This is a genomic window from Thermostichus sp. OS-CIW-32 (genome assembly GCF_054060415.1).
This window is the reverse complement of sequence record NZ_JBSSDD010000010.1, coordinates 83,150-102,989: the sequence shown is the minus strand read 5'-3', so window position 1 is coordinate 102,989 and position 19,840 is coordinate 83,150. Positions and strand designations below refer to the sequence as shown.

21 protein-coding genes are annotated in these 19,840 nt (G+C 60.1%); 12 read left to right on the top strand and 9 right to left on the bottom strand.

Annotated elements, in window-relative coordinates:
• Window positions 1–95: 95 nt before the first annotated feature.
• Window positions 96–461: a response regulator gene (locus tag ACVWY8_RS11295; RefSeq protein WP_011432017.1), complete on the bottom strand. Its 366-nt coding sequence runs from the start codon at window positions 459–461 to the stop codon at window positions 96–98.
• A 276-nt stretch (window positions 462–737) separates the two neighbouring features.
• Window positions 738–1,685 carry an NAD(P)H-dependent glycerol-3-phosphate dehydrogenase gene (locus ACVWY8_RS11290; RefSeq protein WP_011432015.1) on the bottom strand — a complete coding sequence of 316 codons (948 nt, stop codon included), beginning with the start codon at window positions 1,683–1,685 and terminating at the stop codon, window positions 738–740.
• 142 nt (window positions 1,686–1,827) lie between these two features.
• On the opposite strand from ACVWY8_RS11290, the gene ACVWY8_RS11285 reads away from it, so the two are divergent.
• Together ACVWY8_RS11285 and gcvH are read left to right on the top strand one after the other, a co-directional pair.
• On the top strand, window positions 1,828–2,733 hold the full coding sequence (locus ACVWY8_RS11285) for an alpha/beta fold hydrolase (protein WP_414331097.1): 906 nt from the start codon (window positions 1,828–1,830) through the stop codon (window positions 2,731–2,733).
• Window positions 2,734–2,815: 82 nt separating this feature from the next.
• Window positions 2,816–3,205: a glycine cleavage system protein GcvH gene (gcvH, locus tag ACVWY8_RS11280; protein ID WP_011432013.1), complete on the top strand. Its 390-nt coding sequence runs from the start codon at window positions 2,816–2,818 to the stop codon at window positions 3,203–3,205.
• A 21-nt stretch (window positions 3,206–3,226) separates the two neighbouring features.
• Here the strand turns inward: gcvH and ACVWY8_RS11275 are convergent, their stop codons facing one another.
• Window positions 3,227–4,138 carry a diguanylate cyclase gene (locus ACVWY8_RS11275; protein ID WP_457394881.1) on the bottom strand — a complete coding sequence of 304 codons (912 nt, stop codon included), beginning with the start codon at window positions 4,136–4,138 and terminating at the stop codon, window positions 3,227–3,229.
• A 431-nt stretch (window positions 4,139–4,569) separates the two neighbouring features.
• Between ACVWY8_RS11275 and ACVWY8_RS11270 the strand changes: the two genes are divergently transcribed.
• The 8 genes from ACVWY8_RS11270 to ACVWY8_RS11235 all read left to right on the top strand — a co-directional run bounded on the left by ACVWY8_RS11270 (window position 4,570) and on the right by ACVWY8_RS11235 (window position 10,749).
• Window positions 4,570–5,001 carry a DUF3119 family protein gene (locus ACVWY8_RS11270; RefSeq protein ID WP_457394879.1) on the top strand — a complete coding sequence of 144 codons (432 nt, stop codon included), beginning with the start codon at window positions 4,570–4,572 and terminating at the stop codon, window positions 4,999–5,001.
• Window positions 4,998–5,798, top strand: coding sequence for a peptidoglycan editing factor PgeF (pgeF, locus tag ACVWY8_RS11265; RefSeq protein ID WP_457394877.1), 801 nt, complete (start codon window positions 4,998–5,000; stop codon window positions 5,796–5,798). The genes ACVWY8_RS11270 and pgeF overlap by 4 nt, the downstream gene beginning before the upstream one ends.
• Window positions 5,799–5,901: 103 nt before the next feature.
• Window positions 5,902–6,243 carry a hypothetical protein gene (locus ACVWY8_RS11260; protein ID WP_414374986.1) on the top strand — a complete coding sequence of 114 codons (342 nt, stop codon included), beginning with the start codon at window positions 5,902–5,904 and terminating at the stop codon, window positions 6,241–6,243.
• Window positions 6,244–6,296: 53 nt separating this feature from the next.
• Complete coding sequence (locus ACVWY8_RS11255; RefSeq protein WP_369791761.1) at window positions 6,297–6,725, top strand: DUF6464 family protein; 429 nt, start codon at window positions 6,297–6,299, stop codon at window positions 6,723–6,725.
• Window positions 6,722–7,429: an orotidine-5'-phosphate decarboxylase gene (gene pyrF, locus ACVWY8_RS11250; protein WP_457394874.1), complete on the top strand. Its 708-nt coding sequence runs from the start codon at window positions 6,722–6,724 to the stop codon at window positions 7,427–7,429. Before ACVWY8_RS11255 ends, pyrF begins: the two co-directional genes overlap by 4 nt.
• Window positions 7,430–7,560: 131 nt before the next feature.
• Window positions 7,561–8,145 (top strand): hypothetical protein, encoded by a 585-nt coding sequence (locus tag ACVWY8_RS11245; RefSeq protein ID WP_414329542.1) that lies wholly within the window; start codon window positions 7,561–7,563, stop codon window positions 8,143–8,145.
• Window positions 8,146–8,345: 200 nt separating this feature from the next.
• Window positions 8,346–9,467 (top strand): hypothetical protein, encoded by a 1,122-nt coding sequence (locus ACVWY8_RS11240; RefSeq protein ID WP_457394872.1) that lies wholly within the window; start codon window positions 8,346–8,348, stop codon window positions 9,465–9,467.
• 22 nt (window positions 9,468–9,489) lie between these two features.
• A complete protein-coding gene (locus tag ACVWY8_RS11235; RefSeq protein WP_457394869.1) occupies window positions 9,490–10,749 on the top strand; it encodes an aminotransferase-like domain-containing protein in 1,260 nt (419 codons plus the stop codon).
• Here ACVWY8_RS11235 and ACVWY8_RS11230 read toward each other — a convergent pair.
• Window positions 10,727–11,146 carry a tellurite resistance TerB family protein gene (locus ACVWY8_RS11230; RefSeq protein ID WP_414351616.1) on the bottom strand — a complete coding sequence of 140 codons (420 nt, stop codon included), beginning with the start codon at window positions 11,144–11,146 and terminating at the stop codon, window positions 10,727–10,729. The genes ACVWY8_RS11235 and ACVWY8_RS11230 overlap by 23 nt on opposite strands.
• Window positions 11,147–11,396: 250 nt before the next feature.
• Between ACVWY8_RS11230 and ACVWY8_RS11225 the strand changes: the two genes are divergently transcribed.
• Window positions 11,397–12,524, top strand: a complete 1,128-nt coding sequence (locus tag ACVWY8_RS11225) for an iron-containing alcohol dehydrogenase family protein (protein WP_457394867.1) — start codon at window positions 11,397–11,399, stop codon at window positions 12,522–12,524.
• Between the two features lie 35 nt (window positions 12,525–12,559).
• Here the strand turns inward: ACVWY8_RS11225 and ACVWY8_RS11220 are convergent, their stop codons facing one another.
• From ACVWY8_RS11220 to ACVWY8_RS11210, 3 genes are all read right to left on the bottom strand, one after another.
• Window positions 12,560–13,486, bottom strand: coding sequence for a DMT family transporter (locus ACVWY8_RS11220; RefSeq protein WP_414419404.1), 927 nt, complete (start codon window positions 13,484–13,486; stop codon window positions 12,560–12,562).
• Between the two features lie 260 nt (window positions 13,487–13,746).
• The gene (locus tag ACVWY8_RS11215; protein WP_414426280.1) at window positions 13,747–14,868 is read right to left on the bottom strand and encodes a glycosyltransferase family 9 protein; all 1,122 of its coding nucleotides are present in this window, start codon (window positions 14,866–14,868) and stop codon (window positions 13,747–13,749) included.
• Window positions 14,869–14,995: 127 nt separating this feature from the next.
• A complete protein-coding gene (locus tag ACVWY8_RS11210) occupies window positions 14,996–15,802 on the bottom strand; it encodes a hypothetical protein (RefSeq protein WP_148202674.1) in 807 nt (268 codons plus the stop codon).
• 455 nt (window positions 15,803–16,257) lie between these two features.
• Here ACVWY8_RS11210 and ACVWY8_RS11205 point away from each other — a divergent pair, with 455 nt between their 5' ends.
• A complete protein-coding gene (locus ACVWY8_RS11205; protein ID WP_457394862.1) occupies window positions 16,258–17,538 on the top strand; it encodes a DUF4912 domain-containing protein in 1,281 nt (426 codons plus the stop codon).
• A gap of 102 nt (window positions 17,539–17,640) precedes the next feature.
• Here the strand turns inward: ACVWY8_RS11205 and ACVWY8_RS11200 are convergent, their stop codons facing one another.
• Window positions 17,641–18,672 carry an anthranilate phosphoribosyltransferase family protein gene (locus ACVWY8_RS11200; protein WP_457394859.1) on the bottom strand — a complete coding sequence of 344 codons (1,032 nt, stop codon included), beginning with the start codon at window positions 18,670–18,672 and terminating at the stop codon, window positions 17,641–17,643.
• Window positions 18,673–18,780: 108 nt separating this feature from the next.
• Window positions 18,781–19,743, bottom strand: coding sequence for a LysR family transcriptional regulator (locus ACVWY8_RS11195; protein WP_414343887.1), 963 nt, complete (start codon window positions 19,741–19,743; stop codon window positions 18,781–18,783).
• Window positions 19,744–19,840: the final 97 nt, after the last annotated feature.

Here is a 19,840-nt window from a genome sequence, read left to right as displayed (position 1 = left end):
CATGGCCGGCACTGCGTTTTTAAAGGGCGTCGGCTACGGTCGGCGCTATCCTTCCCTGCCCTGAAGGACGGGGCTTGCCGCGCCTTTTGGTCAACTCAAGACAATTGGGCAGCAACGGCTTTCAGCAGGCGTTTCTGGTCAACGGGCTTCGTCAGATAGGCATCGGAGCCAAAACATAGCCCCTGTTCAATCTCTTCGGGAGAGATTTTCGAGGAGAGAAAGACGAAGGGGATGTGAGCTGTAGACTGATCCCATCTCAGGGCATCCAGCACCCCATAGCCGTTCAGCTTGGGCATCACCACATCGCACAACACCAAGTCGGGCATCAGGGTGCGCACCATCTGCAAGCCCTCTTCTCCATCGGTGGCCGCCACCGTGTCGTACCCCGCTCGTTGCAACACCTTCTGCAGATAGGTGCGAATAGAGGGTTCGTCTTCAATCACCAGGATGCGTTTGGACATAACTTTGTAAAAAATTAAACAAAGACCTGGCCCAACCTGTCGGGCCTACTGTCCGCCTTCCCGGAGCCAGAGAGATCCGAGTTGATGCAAGAACAAGTCGAAGAACTACAGCTGCAGCATAGGGAAACTCTGGAAAAAAAAACTCCGCCAAATCGCTCATTCTGGGATCTCCCTGCTCTGCAAAAATCCTGATAGAGTGCGGAACAACTTTCCTCATCCGCAGATTTGCGGTTATGCCAGAAACCCCCCTCCTCCTTTGGGAGAAGTGAAGGCAGCCTATTCCGAAGTCAGTTGACGTTCCATCAGGCGGGTGAGGGCGGCGGTGGGGGTGGTCTGCCCTTGCAACAACAGATGCACTTCCTGGGTGATGGGCACCTGAATGCCGTGCTGGGCAGCGATCTCGACCACGACGGGAGCGGTGTAAACCCCTTCGGCGGTGCCCTCGATCTCCGCCAAAATCTGCGACAAGGGTTGGCCCTGGCCTAGCCCGTAGCCCACTCGGTAGTTGCGGCTCAAGCGGCTGTGGCAGGTGGCCAGCAGATCCCCCAACCCCGACAGGCCATTGAAGGTTTCTGCCCGTGCCCCCAGCTTAGATCCCACCCGGATCATCTCTGCCAGGCCGCGGGTAACCAGAGCCGCACGAGCATTGGCCCCCAGTTGCAAGCCATCACACACGCCAACAGCGATGGCGATAACATTTTTCAGGGTGCCGCCTAGCTCCACTCCCAGCGGATCGCTGCTGGTATAGAGGCGGAACCGCTCCGAGGAAAGGGCATACTGCACCTGCACAGCGGCCCAGGGATCCCGGCTGGCCACCACTGCCGCTGCCGGCAAGCCTTGGCGGATCTCCGCCGAAAGATTAGGCCCCGAAAGCACCACCAGGGGCTGCTCCGGGAAGGTGGCCCCCCAAATTTGGGTAGGGGTCAGAAGCTGCAGTGGATCCAACCCTTTGGTGGCCGAGACCAAAATTGCCTGCGGCGGGATCCCCACTTGGCGCACCGCTTCCACCACAGGGCGCACCCCCGCCATAGAGACGGCTGAGATGAGGATTTGGGATCCCTGGAGCACTTCTGCCAAATCCAGGCCCTTGCGGCGATTCCAAACCCGCACCCGGTGCCCTTGCCCCTGAGCCAGCATCGCCAGGGTACTTCCCCAAGCCCCGGCTCCCAAAATGGCAACGCTTTGCGGGGATGTTGGGCTTTGGCCTTCTGCGCTAGTGTTCATCTAATCTGTTCACCCGCAGACTTTCTCTTAAGCTTTCTTCGTAGGATGCCTCTCAAAAAGCCTGCGCCGGCAAAGGGAAGACCGGCGACAAAGGTTAGTATGGGTGGATACCAAATCATGGGTTAGCTCGAGAGCAGACGACATGGCAGAAGCAGGGATCCCCCGCCTTCCTCCTGAGGTAGCTGCCAAAATGGGAACCTGGCAGCACGGGTATGCCCTTACCAATGGCATTCAACTGCACTACGTCACCCAAGGGGAAGGGGAGCTGGCGATCTTGTTGCACGGTTTCCCGGAGTTTTGGTACTCCTGGCGGCATCAGATTCCGGTGTTGGCGCAGCGGTTTCGCGTGGTGGCACCCGACATGCGCGGCTACAACGATTCCGACAAACCGGATCACGGCTACGACTTGGATACCCTTACTGAGGATATTCGCGGCTTGCTGAGCCACTTTGGGGCTCAGAGGGCGGTGGTCGTAGCCCACGATTGGGGGGGAGCCATTGCCTGGCACTGGGCGCAATTTTTTCCTGAGGAGATTCGCAAGCTGGCCGTCCTCAATTCTCCCCATCCGGCCTGCTTTCGCCGGGAATTCTTGAGCAACTTGGATCAACTGCGCCGCAGTTGGTACCTGTTCTTTTTTCAATTGCCTTGGCTGCCAGAGTGGGTGCTGCAATGGGATTTGGGAGATTGGGTGCGCCGCATTTTCCAGGAAACTTCGGTGCGCAAAAGCGCCTTCACCCGCCACGACCTCAAGCTCTACCAAGAGGCCCTCTCCAAACCCAAGGTTCTCACCTCTGCCCTCAACTACTACCGCCAGCTTTTTAACCTGCCCACCTTGCAGAACCTGTTTTTGCAGCCCATGCGGCAAATCCTCGCCCCTACCCTGCTGATTTGGGGAGAAGAAGACTTTGCCCTCAGCCGCGAGCTAACTGAGGGGATGGATCCCTTTTTCCCCAACGGCCTGCGCAAGGAGTACATCCCCGAATGCGGCCATTGGGCGCAGCAGGAAGCTCCGCAAACGGTCAATCGGCTGCTGATGGAGTTTCTCTAGCGGGCCGGGCTTGGGATCCGCTCTTTACCATCTTCAAGGGTTGACCCTAGAATAATCCACTGAATTCTACGGGAGAACCGGCATGGCCCTGGAGTATCCATCCCATCTGCGCTACGTGGACACCCACGAGTACATCCATGTTGAGGATGATATTGCGGTGATTGGGATCACGGCTTATGCCGTCGATCAACTGGGGGATATCGTTTTCGTGGGCTTGCCCGAAGAAGGGACAGAGATTGAAAAAGGGGAAAGCTTTGGCTCGGTGGAATCGGTCAAAGCCGTCGAAGATCTCTATGCCCCTCTTTCTGGAGAGGTGGTGGCCGTGAATACAGCGGTGGTGGAGAGCCCCGAAAGCCTTGCCGACGATCCCTATGGCGATGGCTGGCTGATCAAGGTGCGCATTGCCAACCCCGAAGATCTCGAGGACACCATGAGCGCCGAAGCCTACGCCAGTTTGGTGGAGGGATCCTAAACTCCAGCAGTTGGCCCTGAACTACAGCAAAGTCTCTCGGTTACCCCCCTCAGCTTTGGCTTGGTAGAGGGCCTTGTCGGCAGCAGCCAGCAGACTTTGTGGGTCAGTTCCCTCTCCCAGCTCCAGCAGAGAGGCGATGCCCACACTGCAGCTTAGGGAGATGGTCTCCGTCCCCGCCTGCACCAACAGGGTCTGGACAGCCTGCCGCAAGCGTTCTGCCAGCCCTAGGATCTGCGAGTTCGGGATCCCGCGCACCAGCAGGGCAAACTCATCGCCCCCCAAGCGGGCCACCAGATCGTCTTGGCGAACGTGAGCTTGCAATCGCCGCGCCACCTGGATTAAGGTTTGATCCCCAGCCCAGTGCCCCCAGCGGTCGTTGATTTGCTTAAACCCATCCAAATCCAGATAGAGCACGTGGAGGGGAATGCGATGGCGAAGGGCAAAGGGGATCTCCAGCTCCAGTTGCTTCAGGAAAAAACGTCGGTTATACAGACCGGTTAGCGGGTCATAGAGGGCGGCAGTGGCCATTTGCAAAAAGAAGGCTTCTTCTGCCGCGTTGTAGTAGGCAAACTTGAGGGTGCTGGCCCCCACTTGAATGTAATCTCCATCCTTCAGGAGAACGCGGCTGACGCGCTCGCCGTTAACATATGTGCCGTTGAGGCTCTCCAGGTCGGTGAGGACATAACCTTCATCTTCTCTCTCCAGCCGACAGTGCTGCCGGGAGACGGCGTGATCCAAGAGCTGGATGTCCGCGCGGTGGCTGCGCCCCAAAACTCCACCCCTCGCCAAGGGAAACGTCATGCCCACATTGGCGCCGCTGAGCACCGTTAGAAAGGCCGCAGTTGCCTCAGGCTGGGGTCTGCGCTCGTAAAACTCCAAGGGGATCTGAGTGGTTGGCTCCTCTGGCAACTGAGAGAGAGGGTCGAGAGGCATGGAGAGGCCCAACGAATTGTGCGGGTTAGCAGTAAGCACTCGTTATATCCGTATTATGTCGGTTTTCCCCAGGCCGTGTTTGGGTGAGCGAGGGATGTCTCGCCGGTTCTGATCTGTAAACTTGCGGAACTCTGGAGTTTATCGTATACCATCGCACGCGGTGAGGCCCTCAGTTGAGAGCTACGCGAGGATTCCATCCCGCCTGCGCGGTTGTATCGGCCAGCTGTGGGAAGAAGCTCAATGGCAAACCCCAATTTCCCCAGGATCCCAAGTATTTTTCGGGATAACTCAAAAAACGGGTTCGGTTTGCCCCTCGTTCCCTGATTTCGAGAAGAGGCTCTCTCCTCTATGTCCTACAGATCCTCTGACTTCTGAAGAGTTGCCGAGGCGGCCTAGAATGGGTCTGGGATCCCCGAGAGGAGAAATGGGGCATGATTAGACCCAATTCTGCCCATCTATTGACTCCGGATTTTCGCCTCAGCCTGTCGGTGTTGGCTTTGGCGGTACCGTTGTTCTGGCTTTCGCTTTGGGCGGGGCTGGGGGTGGGTCTGTTCGGCCTGTTTTTGATGGTGCAGACCTCTCTGATCGGGCTGGCCTTTACCAGGACGGCGCTGCAGGTCTACAGCGGCTCCAGGCGCATCCGCGAGTTTCCCTACAGCGAGTGGCAGGATTGGCAAATTTTCTGGCCGCCGCTGCCGGTGTTGTTCTTTTTCCGAGAAACCAAAAGCATTCATTTTTTGCCGATGCTGTTTAACCCTGCCGAGCTAAAGATGTGTTTGGAAGAGCGGGTGGGCCATCTCCACACCCAACATCGGTCTCAAGGATCCCCGCCGATTGCTGGTCCGGGTAGCTCCCGCCGATGAGTGGCTCCGCCTTGTGGGTTTGGCAGCAGGCAGAGAGATGGCGCTGGCTGGAGTGTCAGCTTTTGGCGGAGTGGCCTCATGCTTTTGGCTCTCGCCAAGGTCATCCCCATCCCCCATCTCAGTTGGCCGCTCGGCTGCAACTGCCCCCTGAACGGGCCGCGTGGGGCCATCAGGTGCATGGCTGCAACTGGGTTTGGGCAGATGGGATCACCGAAACCTTTGGACACAAACGAGAGCAGGACTGCTCTGTTGGTCAAGGGATCCCTACCCGCTCTCAGGCAGATGCGGTCATTGCCCGCCGCCAAGGAGATTCTGCCTGGGTCTGCACCGCTGACTGTGTGCCGATTTTGGTGGCCAGTCGAGAATGGGTGGCAGCCATTCACGCCGGGTGGAGAGGCACTGCTGCGGGGATCTTGTCCAAGGTGCTGCAGGAGTTTTTACAGGCGGGGATCCCTGCTGCTGGGATCCGCGTGGCCATCGGGCCCTCTATTTCGGGGTCAGTCTATCAGGTGTCAGAAGCGGTGGCGGAGCTGGTGCTGCAAAGCCTACCCCCAGGGCTGGATGCCCGCGCTGCTCTCTTGCCCGATCCTCTGCCCGGCAAGGTTCGCCTGGATCTGCGCTGGGTCAACGGTGCCCAAGCCCAAGCCAAAGGGATCCCCCCTGAACACATTGCCGTCAGCCCCCATTGCACCCTCAGCCAACCCCAAGATTTCTTTTCCTACCGCCGCGATGGATCCCTGAAGGATGAGCAGGGCCGTCATTGCGTGCAGTGGTCGGGAATCGGCCTGCGGTCGTAGGAAGACTTAGCCCGGCTCTGCCCAGAGGAACCGGAGGCAGTGGCTATAATTGCGCTCAAGATAGGGCTCTTAAAATAAACTAATCCTAGCCGGCGAGGATCCCATGTTTCGCAGCGTTACCTTTTGTGGATTGTCTTGGATGGCTTTGTCCCTGGCGCTTGCTTTGCCTGAAGGGGTTAATGCTCAAACCTCTCTAACCGGCATCAACCGTGACAGCGTACTGCAACTGAACCTTGGGTCGGGACGCAGCCTCCCTCGGGTACCTGTGGGCGGTTCGGGTTCTGAGGAGGGTCGGGATCCCGCTGCTCCCTCGGCGCAGATGTGGGCAGAGTGGCATATTCGCGCCAATGTCTGTACCGGAAACCTATCCACAGAAGAACTGGCGGAGCTGTTTCCATTGGTGAATCAAGCTCTAGTGGATGCCGTTTGCCGGGGAGGAAGTTAAAGGTTGCCCAGGCTGGCGGTAAGGTGAAGAAGGAGCCTCTAGGTCGCTGCTGCATGGATTTTGAGAAACTTTTGGAGGAATGGGTTGCAGCCTTTGCCCAAGTGGCCGAAGAAAGTTTGGCCTCTTTGGAGACTGCCCTGATGGAGCTGGCAGAGCACTTGGCTGTGCCTTTACAGGAAACCCTTAGGCAGTGGGAAGCCCTCTGGAATCTGGAGGAGGAAGTGGAGCTGGAGCCTGAGCCAGAACCCTTTGAGGAAACCCTCAACCCTTCTGGCGAATCTTTCACCACCAGTCGTTTCTTCGTCAGCCCGATAGGATTTGGGGGCGTGGTTGTTTACACTTACGTGGCTTCGCCGCCAGAATACATCGGGGATCCCACCTGCCGCTACAATGCCCATTCTCCAGAGTTGCGCTGTGCCGTCAACCCCTGCGGCCCCTGTGAGGGCTGTCCCCACTATGAGCCCCGGAATGAGCCCCGATGAAGGGTGACCGCCTGATTGTTGCGCTGGATACCTCTTCTCAAGAGCAGGCTTTGAAGTGGGTGGACTCTTTGCCGCAGGTGCTGTGGTGGAAGGTGGGCCTGGAGTTGTTCACTGCTGCGGGTTTTTCCGTTCTGCAGGCCCTCAAGGAAAGGGGCAAGCGCATTTTTCTGGATTTGAAGCTGCACGACATTCCCCACACCGTGGGGAGGGCTACGGAGGTGGCCGTCAGCTATGGAGTGGATCTGCTCACCGTCCATGCTGCCGGTGGCAGTGCCATGTTGCGGGCAGCCGTGGCAGCCGCCCAGGGCAGTTCTTGTCGACTATTGGCGGTTACCCTCTTAACCAGCATCAGCCCCCCGCAGGTGCGACAGGAACTGGGCATCGAGATGGATCCCGCCGACTATGTGTTGCATTTGGCCCGGCTGGCTCAAGCTCAAGGCTTTACTGGACTGGTTTGCTCTCCTCAGGAGGTCTCGCGGTTGCGCCAAGCTTTGGGGCCGGAGGTTTTGCTGGTTACTCCTGGGATCCGTCTGGGCCAAGCCAATGGGGGGGATGGAGAGGAGGATCAACAGCGCATCTGCACGCCCGACGAAGCTCTGCGGGCAGGAGCCGATTATCTGGTGGTGGGCCGCCCCATCACCGCTTCTCCCGATCCCGTGGCCGCCTTGCGGCGCTTCCAAGCCTCATGGGATGCTGCCGGGTGAGGGTGTGGGGAGATGCCCGATGTTATTGGGGTAGTTCTGTAATGCAACGACGCCGTAGGCTTGTGCAGTGGATCCCTGAAAAAAGGCCGGCTGGATCCGGCAGGAGATGTTGGCTAGGAGTCGGTTTGTCGGTGGTTTTGGGCCTGGTCAGCACTCCTGGGCGCGTTAGGGGTGCGGAGCATTTCGTTCCGGCAAGAGGGGAAACTTGCCTGGCTGCTCCTCAGGTTTGGGCTGAGGCTCTAACGGAGCAGTTGCCTTTGTTTCTCAATCTGGCCTTGAGCCGCTCCCGCTCTGAGTTTCAGGTTGTGCTGGTGGGGAAGCCGGAGGTTGAAATGCTCTCTCCAAGGTCTCTGGCCCGCTTACGCCAACAGGAGCTGGCTCCGGTTTTGCCGGACACCGCAACTGCTGTTTCGCCAGAAGCTTTTCGGCTGTATTTCACCACGCTGGAGCGCCGCTTGGTCTTGCCCCAACACCCCCAAAAGGAGGGCAACTCCTTGGCCGGTCGGCGCAGCGAAACTCTGCAACTGGCCTACGAGGCTTATGTTCTGCGGGCTGCTCCTGGGGATCCCTGGCGGTTGGTGCGTCTGCAGGTAACCGGATCGGGGATCCCCATTCGCGATGTAACGAATGGACTCACTGCCCAGGCCATCCGCCGCTGGCAACAGTCGGGTTGCCCCTTGACGGGCGATCTAGAGTTGACTAGACCTTCTCTCTAGCGGCGCGGAGCGCTTTGCGTCAGCATGAGTGCGGGAGTATGTCACGCGGGGAGATTCTCTTTTGGAAGTAACGAGGGGGCACTTTTTCTCCCCAACCGGCCAAGAGTAGAGGGCGTTGGATGTTCTGCTGCCGGTCGAGGGCCCACCCCGTGTAGGGATAGTGTTCTGCACTGCTCATGCGAACAGGCTAGGGTTTACCCATGAAGTTTCCCCCCGCCACACCCCGCCCGGGCAAGCGGCTGCCCCGCGGCTCATTTCCCCGCCTGAGCTCCTCCAACAGGGACAACCATCGCCGTCGGCGTTTGGTTGGTTTTGGTTTCATGGGCCACTGGCTGCTATGGGGAGGGATGGGCCTTCTTTTGGGGCAGCGACTCCGCTCTTGGGGGCAACCGGCTCCTCTGCAGTGGTGGCGCGTTTTGCCGGTGAGCAGTTCTGAGGGATCCCTGACTTTTGTCCAACCGGAACTGCCTCTCTACCACTCGTTCGCGTCAGTGGTGCGGAGCGCTTTTGCCGACAGGCTACTGCCCTGGTTGGCTCAGGGAACCGGGATCCCGGCTGAAGGGATCCTGCACATCTTCTCAGCTATGGCCTGCTTGGCCATTCTGCTGTTGTGCTGGAGCTGGGGCAACTTCTGGAGTGCCGGTCTATGGGGACTCAGCCCCTGGGTGTTGACCCAAGGGTTGGAGCCAGGCAGCGAGATTTTGGGCAGCCTGGTTTTGCTTTGCAGTTGTGGTGTTGGGCCGGGATCCACCTTGCGCTGGTGGGGTCTGGCCTTAGCTTGTGCCCTGTCTTATAAGGTTTGGCCCTTGGCTCTGCTCTGGGCGGGGCTGTGGACGAGCCAGCAGTGGCCACGGCAACCGTTGCGTTCGCGTCAGCAGTGCGGGGCATCAGGACTGCTTTTGCTGCTGCTGGTGATGGGTTTTTCCTGGTTGGGACGGATTGATTGGCCAGCTACCTCTGCTGAGGTGATTCCCCATCCTCTCAGCTCCCAAGGTGGCTTGGCCGTTTTGGCTACTTTGATGCTGCCCTTGGGGTTGAGCTTGGTGCGGTTGGGCTGGCCCTGGGCGGAACGGCAACAAGCCCTGCTCAGCTTGGCCGGCTTGGGCCATGTCCTCTGGGTGGGGGCGCTGGCGACATGGTTTTGGGATCCCCAAGTGAACACCCTACAGCAAAGTGCTCGCTGGGGTTTGGTGGTGCTCCCCTTCCTATGCCTGAGCGCCGGCGGCGTCTTGGCTGAGATCCCCTACCGGAGCTGGCGGCGGGTTTTGGGATCCCTACTCCTGGGCAGTTCTTTCTTGTTATCGTGGCAGGCATTGGCCTAAGGTATTCTTTCTCTTGCTTGCCATGACCCAGACCTCGTCCGCATCGGCACCGCGTAGCACTTCGCGGCCCTTGTTGCAAACCCTTTTTGCCCAACGGGCTCAGGCTGTGATCCCTTCTCCTTTCGGGGCGGAGATCCCAGGTGCAGCGCCGGTGGTTACCAGTTTTACCTTTGGGCTGGCGGATCCGCGCCTGTTTCCCAAAGCCGACTTGGCGCGGGCCACGGCGGAGGTGTTGGCAGAGGATGGGGACAATGCCCTCAATTACGGCGGCACGTTTGCCGGGCTGATCGACGTGGTGCTGCAGTTGATGCGGGATAGAGGGGTAGAGGCCCAGCCGGAAAACCTACTGATCGGCTATGGCTCTGGGCAGATCCTCGGCCTACTGCCTCAGGTCTTCGTGGAGCCGGGGGATGTAGTCATTGTGGAAGGGCCCACCTTCATGGGGGCTGTCAGCCGTTTTGCGGCGGCAGGGGCGCGTCTGATCTCGATTCCGGTGGATGGGGAAGGCATGGTGGTGGATCGCCTGGAAGAGGTGCTGCGCGATCTGGCTCGCCAAGGGATCCGCCCCCGATTTGTCTATACCATTCCCACCTTCCAAAACCCCAAAGGCTGCACCCTCTCTGGGCCACGGCGGCAGAAATTGGTGCAGTTGGCGGCTGAGTACAGTGTGGTGGTGGTGGAGGACGAGGCCTACTACGACCTGCGCTTTGCCGGGGATCCCTTGCCCAGTTTGGCTGCGCTGGATCGGGAAGGCTGGGTTCTTCATGTGGGCACCTTCTCCAAGATTGTGGTGCCGGGGGTACGGGTGGGTTGGGCCTGTGGTCACCCTGAGATCATCCGCCGCCTGGAGATGTTTCGCAGCGAGGGATCCCTGGGGCCCTTTCTGGGCCGGGTGGTGGCCCGCTATTGCGGGGAGGGCCGTCTGCAGAGCCACATTCAACTCCTCACCCGTCGCTACCGAGAAAAGTGCCAGGTGATGCTGGAGGCCATCGCTCAATATTTTCCGCCCGAAGTCAAGGTGGAGGCCCCTGGGGGTGGATTCTTCGTTTGGTGTGAGCTACCCCCTTTCCTAAGCGCCAGCACCTTGTTACAGGCTACTCGCGCCCTGGGGGTCACCTTCCTACCGGGCACCCACTGCTTTGCCGACGGCCAAGGAGACCATGCTCTGCGCCTCGCCTTTAGCTACCAACCGGAAGAGCGCATTGTCAGCGGCATCCAGATTATTGGGGAGCAACTGCACAGACTGATGCACTCTCGCGTCACCTGCTCCCCACAGCCTTAGCCATGCGCCGGAAAAATTGCCCAACGCCCTTCACCAGGTTGGGTGCAGCTTCTGGACGAGCCGGGATCCCGGCCATGAGGGTGTAGTAGTCATCCAAGAGGGTGTGCTCTTCTGGAGAGACCGTGTCGTCCGCGATCATCAGGTTGCCGATTGCTCCCAAAAGTTGCATACGCTCGGTTTCGCTGGCCTGGGCAAGATAATCGGCCATCCAGCGCTCGGTTTGCTCCATTGGGATAGGCTCTTGGATCAGTTCTCGCAGCTCGGTATCGTGCTCCAAACCATAGCGGCGCAGCAGGGATCCCAAGTAGGCCAATTCCTGGGGTTCCAAATGCCCATCGGCCCAAGCAGAGCCGGCCACAATTTTAAGCATGAGCTGATGTTGAGTTGTGGGGTTCATGGTGGGATCCCTTGCTGAGAACTGTTGTCGCTACGCGACACTTCTGCGAACGTGTCAGGGGGCCAGAGACCTTAGAGGCTGCAGAGTTGAGGGGATGAACAGCTTAACTATAGCCAGACCTTAGGTGAGCCATCTGCATTCGCGCCAGCGGTGCGCAGCCCTTTTTGCGGCTAGAATCGTTATCTGTATTCACGGACACTGAGCTATTCGCGATAGCGGGACGGAGTCCTTTTTCTCGCCCATTCTTGCAATGCTGAGCGCCTCTCCTTGCCAATTGGATCTTGCCATTCTGGCCCCGGGTCGGCTGTACCGCGGCAGCGGCATTCTGGAAGCTGTGCCCCTTGCGGTACTGGGATCCCGCGTGCTGGTGATCGGGGGGGAACGCTCCTTGGCTGTAGTTGAGGCCCCCCTGGAGCGCAATTTCGCGCGGGATCCCGCCCTCCAAGTTCACTGGACTACCTACGGGGTAGACTGCAGCGAGTCCGAGCTGGCGCGTTTGCAGGCGCTGGCCACGGCGGAATCGGTAACCGGCATCTTAGGAGTGGGGGGTGGCAAGGCACTGGATACGGCCAAGCTAGTGGCCCACAGATTGGGGATCCCGGTGGTTACCGTGCCCACCTCTGCGGCCACCTGTGCCGCCTGGAGCGCCCTATCCAATATCTACTCCGACAGCGGCGCTTTTCAGCGGGATGTGGCCTTGGATCAGGCCCCAGCCGCCTTGATCTTGGACTACGACCTCATTCGTCAGGCTCCCCCTCGCACCTTGGTAGCCGGGATCGGAGATGCCTTGGCTAAGTGGTACGAGTCTTCCGTCAGCAGCGGCGCATCGGAAGATGCCCTGGTGATTGGGGCAGTGCAGCAAGCCCGTGTCTTGCGGGATTTGCTCCTCCAGCAATCGGCGGCGGCCCTGCGGGAGCCGGGCGGAACCGCTTGGAAGCAGGTGGTGGATGCCTGCATCTGCCTGGCGGGGATCGTCGGCGGCATGGGTGGGGCTAAGTGTCGCACCGTGGCCGCCCACGCTGTCCACAACGGGCTAACCCACTTGTCGGGGCACCGGGCCACCCTGCACGGCGAGAAGGTGGCTTTCGGCATTTTGGCCCAGCTCCGCCTAGAAGAGATCCTGCAGGGAAGCCAGTTGGCGCTGGCAGCACGTACCCAGTTGCTGGAGTTCTACCGCCAGGTGGGGCTGCCCCTCAACTTGCGGGATCTCAAGCTAGGTCACTTGGGATCCGCCGACCTGCTGCATGCTGCCCAAGTGGCCTGCCAGCCAGGATCCGACATCCACCACCTGCCCTTCCCCGTCAGTCCAGAAGCCCTGTTGGTGGCCCTTACCACCACCGATTTAACCAGCTCCAGCCCCGTTCTGCCTTGGGTCTAGGTCATTGCCCCTGGCAGAGGATCATCTGCCTGCTATCAAACTCCGCCGGTACGGGCCTGGGTCGGCATTGTGGGCAGGCGGGCTTCGCCGTAGGCTCCAGAGGTGGCGCCCACCAAGATCAAGGCTCCGCCCATCCAAGTCCACCCATCCGGGATCTCGGCAAACACCCAAAACCCGATTAGGCTGGCCCAGAGCAGACGGGAGAAATCCAGAGGCAGCAGCATCGTCACCTCAGCCAGCTTGTAGGCCTGGGCGAGGGCCACCTGGCCAATGCTGCCCAGTAGCCCCATGGCCACCATCCACAGCCACTGCTCAGGAGAAGGCCAGGTCCAAACCCAGACGGCAGCCAGAAAGGAAAGGGGGGTCTGCAGCAGGCCCATGTAGGCCGTAATCGTGAGGCTGGACTCGGTGCGGGAGAGGATCTTGAGCACGATGGTCACCCAGGCAAAGAGTGCTGCCGCCCCCAAGGCCAGCCCTGTTCCCAGAGAAAACTCTCGGAAGCCTGGCCTCAACATCACCAAAGCCCCGGCAAACCCCAGGCCCAATCCCAGCCAGCGGGACGAGCGCATCTGCTCGCCCAACACCCATACCGCCATCGTGCCGGCAAACAAAAGTTGAACAAAGCTCAGCGCCGTAGCTTCTGCCAGAGGCAACAGGCTGGCTGCCCAAAAGGAGAGCAACATCCCCACCGTGCTGATCGCCGAGCGCAGGAGGTAAAACTCCATCTTGGCGGTGTGCAGAGACTGGATCCCAGCCCGCAACACCAGCGGCGACAGGGCGAGAAACCCGAATAGGTTGCGCAAAAACACAATCTGAAAGGGGTGAAGGGCGGGAGTGTTGAGCCGGATGATCGCCCCTAAACAGGCAAAGCAAGCAGTGGCCAGCAGCTTCAGGGCAACTCCTTGCCAGAGCCTTATTTTTCCCCACTCTGCAAAGCGGCTCAGCTGGTGGCGATACCACATCTCCAAAGTCGCAGCTCACACCCAAATGGTTTAGGCACTAAGTTTTCAGCCTTGAACTCTCAGCTTAAACGGACTTCCAGGGATCCGAACTGCGCCCCTGGGCACTCCTTGCTGCCCACCGGCCCCCCTGATTCCCAGGGGGAAAAAGATGGGGATCCCAAGACATGGCCATTTCAAGTAGCCATGAAACAACTCACCCCGTCGCTCCATAGCTCCCCTCTCTCTTTGGGAGAGGGGCTGGGGGTGAGGGCGTGGAACCTCTAGGTTTGCTTGAGAATCTCTTTCAAGTAGCCGATGACCGTTTCCGGCTTGAGATGGGCCATACAGGGATGACCCTCCACCAGGCAGGTTTCGTTTTTGAACTTGTTCTCTGCGCAGACCCGGCACTTGTAGGCGGTTTGGGTGAGATAGACGTGGGGCAGACGAGGAGCCCACAGTCGCACCGGGCTGGCCCCATCCCCATCGGCATCGTTGCCAAACAGGGCAATGGTGGGACAGCCCACTGCCGCCGCGATGTGCATCGGCCCCGCATCCACGGAGATACACACCCGCGCCCGCTTCAAGGCTCCTGCCAGCTCCATGAGGCTGGTTTTGCCCCGCAGGTCAACCATTCCTGTTTGGGCCAGCAGTTCGTCTTCGCCGCTGCCGCCGTGGTAGAGGGATCGCTGCAGCTCCGGCGCGCTGCCGATTAGCCCCACCTGCAGGCCCTGTCCCTGGCACCACTCGATGACCTGCCGCCAGTACTCCAGAGGCCACATCTTGGCGCGGCGGGTAGTGGTGATGTGCACCAAGACCTCTGGCACCGGAAAACCGGGATCCCGGCTGGGCAGCTCCAGGCGGAAAAAATCCGTCTCCACGTACGCCAGGCGACAGAAGATTTCGGCGATGTAGTTGCTGGTGAGGATCCCTTTGTAGCGCTGCAAAAACTCCAGGCTGTTCCAGTCGTCGTCTTGGAGCATGCGCTGTACCGGGTCGGAGCCGGGGTCCAACTTGCGGCGAAAATCCAGAGTCAAGCCGGCCCCGGCAATGTACTGGGGGCGCAGGGCCGTTACCGCCACCAGGTTGAGCTCGCTAAACTCGTCGCAATTGATGGCCAAGTCGTAGGGGCCGGCCTGGGTCACCCGCTCTCGCACAGCAGCGGTCAGGGCCTCGAGGTAATCGGGACGACGGCTGTAGAGAGGAAAGCTGAAGTCGATGTAGGGGCAGTGGAGCTCAAAGTCGCGGGTAATCTCGCTGCCAAAAAAATCCAGCACACAGCCGGGGTATTTTTCCTTGAGGCCCCGCAACAGCGGGATGGTAACCACAAAATTGCCCACCTTGCTGGAGGAAAACACCGCCAGGTGGGGATGTTCCCGCAGAGGTTGGTTGGCAAACCGTTGCATAGGGCTGGGATCCCCAGGAAGATATCAACCCCGCTGGAGGTGGTGCGGGTGGTGCAGACAGAGCACTTTTGCTAGGCTAGCATTCCTCTGTCCTGTGCTTTGATGGCCATGCTGGGATCCCTGGGCCTCAGGGGAGACTGGCTTGGCTGCCATCCCAGATGACCACCACAGCAAAGCGATCCAGAAAGCCATCTGTCGCATTCATCTGGCGCAGACTAAAAGCATCTTCGGCGGAAATCACCAGGTCGTAGCCCAGGGTGCGGATGGCACGAATGCGGTGAGGCCGTTCCCCGATGCGGTTCACCAGTGAGCGGGCCTGCTCTTCCGAGGTGGCATAGGCAGCTGTGCCCTCGCTGCCCACAAAGGCCGCGTTGAGGTCTTGGCCAAGAGTAACGGGGGTATAGACTTGATTGCCATCGGGATCAAACAAGCGCATTGACTGGCTAGGCAAGAAATCTAAGCCCCGCGCATCCACAATCAACCCTGTCACTTGCGGTTCCCGCCGCTGGGATCCCGCCTCCAGACCCGTTCCGCCCCCTGGCCCTTGGCCTGTGCCCACCCCTGAGCCAGGACTGGCTCCGCGCACCCCACTCTGGCCGCTGCCCGGCCCGATCACTTCCCCCTGCCGGGATCCAGAGCCACTGCCGCCAGGGCTGGTGCCGAACTGCCGCAACAGATCCAGATCGAAAACCGGGCCTTCTGCCACTTCTCCATGGCCGGGTTGGGCCGGCTGGACTTTTGGATCGGCTTGATCTGTTTGTGGGAGCGGAACAGAATCCTGGGTTACTGGACGCCAGGGCGTTGCTTCAGAAGCGGGCAGGGTAGGGGATCCCCCTTGCAAGCGGTAAAGGGGAGGAAACAGCGTTTGGGCATCCACAGCTTCCACCGGCAAGACCGGCCCCGCCAGCAGGATCCCCAGCGCTGCCCAGCTCACTTGGATCCGTATGCCTTGAATCCTATACTTCCACCACCTCATGCCCACACCTCTTGGCCTCAAAACCTGCGGCCCATCTCGCAACAGCTCACCTTTCCCCCATGCTACCCAGGCGAGGCCGGTTCGGCAGGGGATCCCGCGCAGTCTTCCCCTTGGCTTGAGAGCAGCTGGGGCTCCTGGCCTCTCCCTAAAGGTGGGTCGGAGAACAAGAGATTGATCCCCAGCGATCCCCAGGGTCTTGACCGACAGGCAAAAATACGCAAACATGGGTTCATCATTCTTGATGATCCCCGTTGATCCCCACCTGTGGTCATCAGCGGCTGGAGAGCCCGAGGCAAGCCGATACATCAGCAGGTTCAAGGTTGTCCTCAGAACCACAAGCTGGGATCGGCCCATAGGACAAAAGCTGGAGCATTGCACGAAGCCCGATTTGTCGAAGACAGGAGACCCCGACCATGCCACAAGAGCGGATCCCGTTGGAAGAAATGACCATCCGGCAGTTGCGGGAAGAAGCTGCCCGCTATCAGATCCCCAAGTACAGCCGCATGACCAAAGACCAGCTGATTGAGGCCATTCGAGAGGCCCAAGTCAAAGCTGGCCGCCCTGTCGATGCCATGCCGGAGCCCAAGGGGCAAGAATCGGTCACCCAAACGAAGTTTAGGGGTCAAGAGGTTGCCGGCAAGACGGATCTGGCCGATGTGGACAAAGGGCTGGGCGATTTGCCGGGCGGTTACGGGGAAAGCCGCATCGTTTTGCTGCCGCGGGATCCCCAGTGGGCCTACGCCTATTGGGATGTGCCCAACGAGGCCAAGGAGAGCAAGCGCCGCGAGGGGGGTCAGCAATTGGCGCTGCGCCTCTACGATGTGACGGATATCGATTTCAGCTACCAGCCGGCCCACAGCATGCAGGAGTACCCCTGTGACGAGTTGGCGCGGGAGTGGTATTTGCCGATCCCGGTGAGCGATCGTTCCTACATTGTGGAGATCGGCTACCGGACGGCAGATGGCCGCTGGCTGATGTTGGCCCGCTCGGCTGCAGTGATGGTGCCGCCAGTCTTTCCCTCCGACTGGTTTGAAGAGCACTTCCTGACAGTGCCCTTCGACATGGCTCTGCAGGGCCGCACCCTTTACCAGCTCAGCGAGCCCTACAAGCGCAGCGCCACCGGCATGGGCGTGGTGGCCTACAAGGGCGATGAGCCGCAGCAGGGTGCCACGGTCGATCCCTTCCTAGAAATGGTGGGCGGCTTTGAGTCAATGCGGGTGGCGGGATCCCTGTTTGGCAGCCACCAGATGGGCAGCCGCCAATTGGTGCCCGAGCAGGCCATCAGCTCGTTTATCATCCCCTCGGGTGTGGGCATGATGGGGATAGCCATGGCGGAGGTGCCCGCTGCTCCCTGGATGGCTTCAGGATCCGGCCTGGGCCTGTTCTCGGGGGCTTCCGAAGTGCTGCCGCAGCGCTCTCGCAAGTTCTGGTTGGTGGCCGATGCCGAGCTGATTGTCTATGGGGCCACAGAGCCGGATGCCACCGTTACCATTGGCGGGCGCAAGATCCAGCTCAACCCCGATGGCACCTTCCGCTTCCACATGGCTTTCCCAGACGGCAACATCGACTTCCCCATCTTTGCGGTGGCTGCCGATGGCGAGCAAAACCGGGAGATCCACATGACCTTCGACCGCCGCACCCTCTCCCGCCGCACCAACACCAAAGAAGAGGCCATCGAAGAGTTGTTGCCCTGAAGGATCCAACCTTTCCCTTCTTGCCCCCTGGAGCTGGCCGGGGGGCTTTTTTCCCTGGGCTGGAGAGCTTGACTCCAGCCATCAAAACAGGGGATCCCAGCCCTAGGAGAGGTCGATCACCTGGATCAGTTGTTTCAGCTTCTCCATCACCCGTCCGGAGCGAAGTAGGTCTTCCGCCTGTTGGATCCCTTCTGGCAAGGATGGAGCAAGCCCGAGGAGCCACAGATAGCTGCCCCCATTCCAGAGAACGGCTGGGGTGAGTTCACAGGGATCCCCGCTGAGCACCTGCTGCATCTGCCGGAGCAGCTCTTTCTCGCCGGAGAGGGGAATCTCCGGGCCTGCCAAGTGACAATCGCGAGCCTTCAAGAGCAGCCGTTTCCCGCCCTGGTTGAGAATGGCCGCCCGTTCCCGCGGCAGGTCGCAACTGCCTTCCAAACCTTTGACGGTGGTAAATTGCCGAATCTCCCGCAGGGCAAACAGCTCCAGCATCGTGGCCTCGGTGGGCGGATGCACGTACCCGGCCACCAGGTGAAAGGGGCCTTGGTAGGGCGTCCAGACCAGCTCCAAGGTGGCCAAGGGGGGGCGCTTGCCGATTTGATCCCGGTAGTCCATCAGGGCCTGAGCCTGGGGAAAACAGGTGGGCAAATACAAAAATCCCAGCCCGGTTTGTTCCAGCAGTTGCCCCACCCGCTCCAGGGATAGCCCTCGCCAATCCACCCCCAAGCTCCGCCACACCGCTTCCAAGGGCAGCCCATACTTGGTGGGACAGAAGCCAGAGCCATGCAGCAAAACGGCTGACCCTGCCGCCGCCAGCAGCAAAGCCACCAGCACCCCCAGCGGTGCCGTCCGCGAGCGGCCATCGTAGGGATGGCCAAAGATGATCAAGGGATGAGGCAAATCCCGTTGGGGCAGAAGAGGGCCGTCTTCTGCATAGGCATCCAACATACCGGCCAGCTCCTCGGCAGTGGGGCGCTTGATGCGGTGGGCAATTAAAAAAGCCCCGATCTGGGCGGGAGTGGCCTCCCCCCGCAGGAGCATTCGAGCAGCGCTGGCGGCCTCTGCCCGGCTGAGATCCTGGTGGGTGTGGGTGCCGCTGCCGATTTTTTTCAACAGCTCGCGAAACTCTTGGCTCATAGCATCGGCGGTCGGGAGCGCTGGGCTACTCAGGATAGGGGGAGATAAGGGCGGAACACTTGAAACTACCGATATGGGTATTTGACCAGAAATTTCTACAAAAGGTCTCTACAAAACCGACAACAGCCCAGCAGAGGGCCAATGGGGATCTGCGCCGGAAGCAGGCTCAGCATTACCAGACTGCCTAATCAGCTGGGCGGCCAACTGCAAAAACCGGCGAATGGGAGGGATCCGATAGCGATCGCTGGTGGTGACCATAACCACCTGTCGCCTCAAGAGGGGGGGCTCGGTGGGCCGCACCTGCAAATCCGGATCGGCGCAGCAGTCCACCAGGGCCGACTCCGGCAGGAGGGCAATGAGCTGCCCCTGTCGCACCACCCCCCGAAAGGCATCCAAGGTGTTCAGTTCCAGGGCTGCTTTCAGGGGAAGCCCCTGTCGGGCCAGATGGGATCCCACCAAGGAGCGCATGGCATAGCCATCCTTGAACACGGCCTGGGGATACTCCGCCAGCACCTTCCAGGGGATCCGCTCGTAGCGGCTGAGGGGATGGGTGGCGGGCATCAATACTTGAATTGGCTCCGAGTACAGTGGCTCCACCACCAGTTCTGCCCCCCGGGTCATCAGGGGATTCTCCATTACCAGGGCCACGTCCACCAGCCCATCCCTGAGCACCTTCAAGGCGCGGTCGCTGCCCAGAGCGGTAACCCGCAACTGCACCTCTGGGTACTCCCGGCAAAACTGTTGCAGCACCGGCGGCAGTTGATGGGCGATCAGAGAATGGATCCCAGCAATGCAGAGCTCGGTTTGCTGGCCCTGCAGCCATTCTCGAATGCTTTCCTGAGCCCGCTGCCATTCCTGACAGATGCGACGGGCATGGGGCAAAAGCCGTTCCCCAGCTACGGTTAGAGCCACCGGGCTTTTGCGATGCAACAGCGGAGCCCCCACCGCTTCCTCCAGGGCCTGGATCTGGCGGCTAATAGCCGATTGGGTCAGACCGCTGAGGCGAGCAGCGGCCAAAAAGCTACCTGTTTCCACCACGTTCAAAAAGGCTTGCAACAACTCCAGCCGCACCTGGGATCCCTTGATGATGTAGCCTGCCGTGGTGGCATCCTAGCTGGGGAAGCGGTAGGCTTTTGTAAACACCGTTACAAGTTGTTTGTTGGACTGG

What these genes read in the sequence shown, in the direction of transcription:
- ACVWY8_RS11225 (WP_457394867.1), top strand. Translation starts at nt 11,397, where the DNA reads ATGCTGAGCGCCTCTCCTTGCCAATTGGATCTTGCCATTCTGGCCCCG.
- ACVWY8_RS11275 (WP_457394881.1), bottom strand. Translation starts at nt 4,138, where the DNA reads ATGCCTCTCGACCCTCTCTCTCAGTTGCCAGAGGAGCCAACCACTCAG.
- ACVWY8_RS11205 (WP_457394862.1), top strand. Translation starts at nt 16,258, where the DNA reads ATGCCACAAGAGCGGATCCCGTTGGAAGAAATGACCATCCGGCAGTTG.
- ACVWY8_RS11215 (WP_414426280.1), bottom strand. Translation starts at nt 14,868, where the DNA reads ATGCAACGGTTTGCCAACCAACCTCTGCGGGAACATCCCCACCTGGCG.
- ACVWY8_RS11290 (WP_011432015.1), bottom strand. Translation starts at nt 1,685, where the DNA reads ATGAACACTAGCGCAGAAGGCCAAAGCCCAACATCCCCGCAAAGCGTT.
- ACVWY8_RS11220 (WP_414419404.1), bottom strand. Translation starts at nt 13,486, where the DNA reads ATGTGGTATCGCCACCAGCTGAGCCGCTTTGCAGAGTGGGGAAAAATA.
- ACVWY8_RS11235 (WP_457394869.1), top strand. Translation starts at nt 9,490, where the DNA reads ATGACCCAGACCTCGTCCGCATCGGCACCGCGTAGCACTTCGCGGCCC.
- ACVWY8_RS11295 (WP_011432017.1), bottom strand. Translation starts at nt 461, where the DNA reads ATGTCCAAACGCATCCTGGTGATTGAAGACGAACCCTCTATTCGCACC.
- ACVWY8_RS11200 (WP_457394859.1), bottom strand. Translation starts at nt 18,672, where the DNA reads ATGAGCCAAGAGTTTCGCGAGCTGTTGAAAAAAATCGGCAGCGGCACC.
- pyrF (WP_457394874.1), top strand. Translation starts at nt 6,722, where the DNA reads ATGAAGGGTGACCGCCTGATTGTTGCGCTGGATACCTCTTCTCAAGAG.
- pgeF (WP_457394877.1), top strand. Translation starts at nt 4,998, where the DNA reads ATGAGTGGCTCCGCCTTGTGGGTTTGGCAGCAGGCAGAGAGATGGCGC.
- ACVWY8_RS11230 (WP_414351616.1), bottom strand. Translation starts at nt 11,146, where the DNA reads ATGAACCCCACAACTCAACATCAGCTCATGCTTAAAATTGTGGCCGGC.
- gcvH (WP_011432013.1), top strand. Translation starts at nt 2,816, where the DNA reads ATGGCCCTGGAGTATCCATCCCATCTGCGCTACGTGGACACCCACGAG.
- ACVWY8_RS11260 (WP_414374986.1), top strand. Translation starts at nt 5,902, where the DNA reads ATGTTTCGCAGCGTTACCTTTTGTGGATTGTCTTGGATGGCTTTGTCC.
- ACVWY8_RS11255 (WP_369791761.1), top strand. Translation starts at nt 6,297, where the DNA reads ATGGATTTTGAGAAACTTTTGGAGGAATGGGTTGCAGCCTTTGCCCAA.
- ACVWY8_RS11240 (WP_457394872.1), top strand. Translation starts at nt 8,346, where the DNA reads ATGAAGTTTCCCCCCGCCACACCCCGCCCGGGCAAGCGGCTGCCCCGC.
- ACVWY8_RS11270 (WP_457394879.1), top strand. Translation starts at nt 4,570, where the DNA reads ATGATTAGACCCAATTCTGCCCATCTATTGACTCCGGATTTTCGCCTC.
- ACVWY8_RS11285 (WP_414331097.1), top strand. Translation starts at nt 1,828, where the DNA reads ATGGCAGAAGCAGGGATCCCCCGCCTTCCTCCTGAGGTAGCTGCCAAA.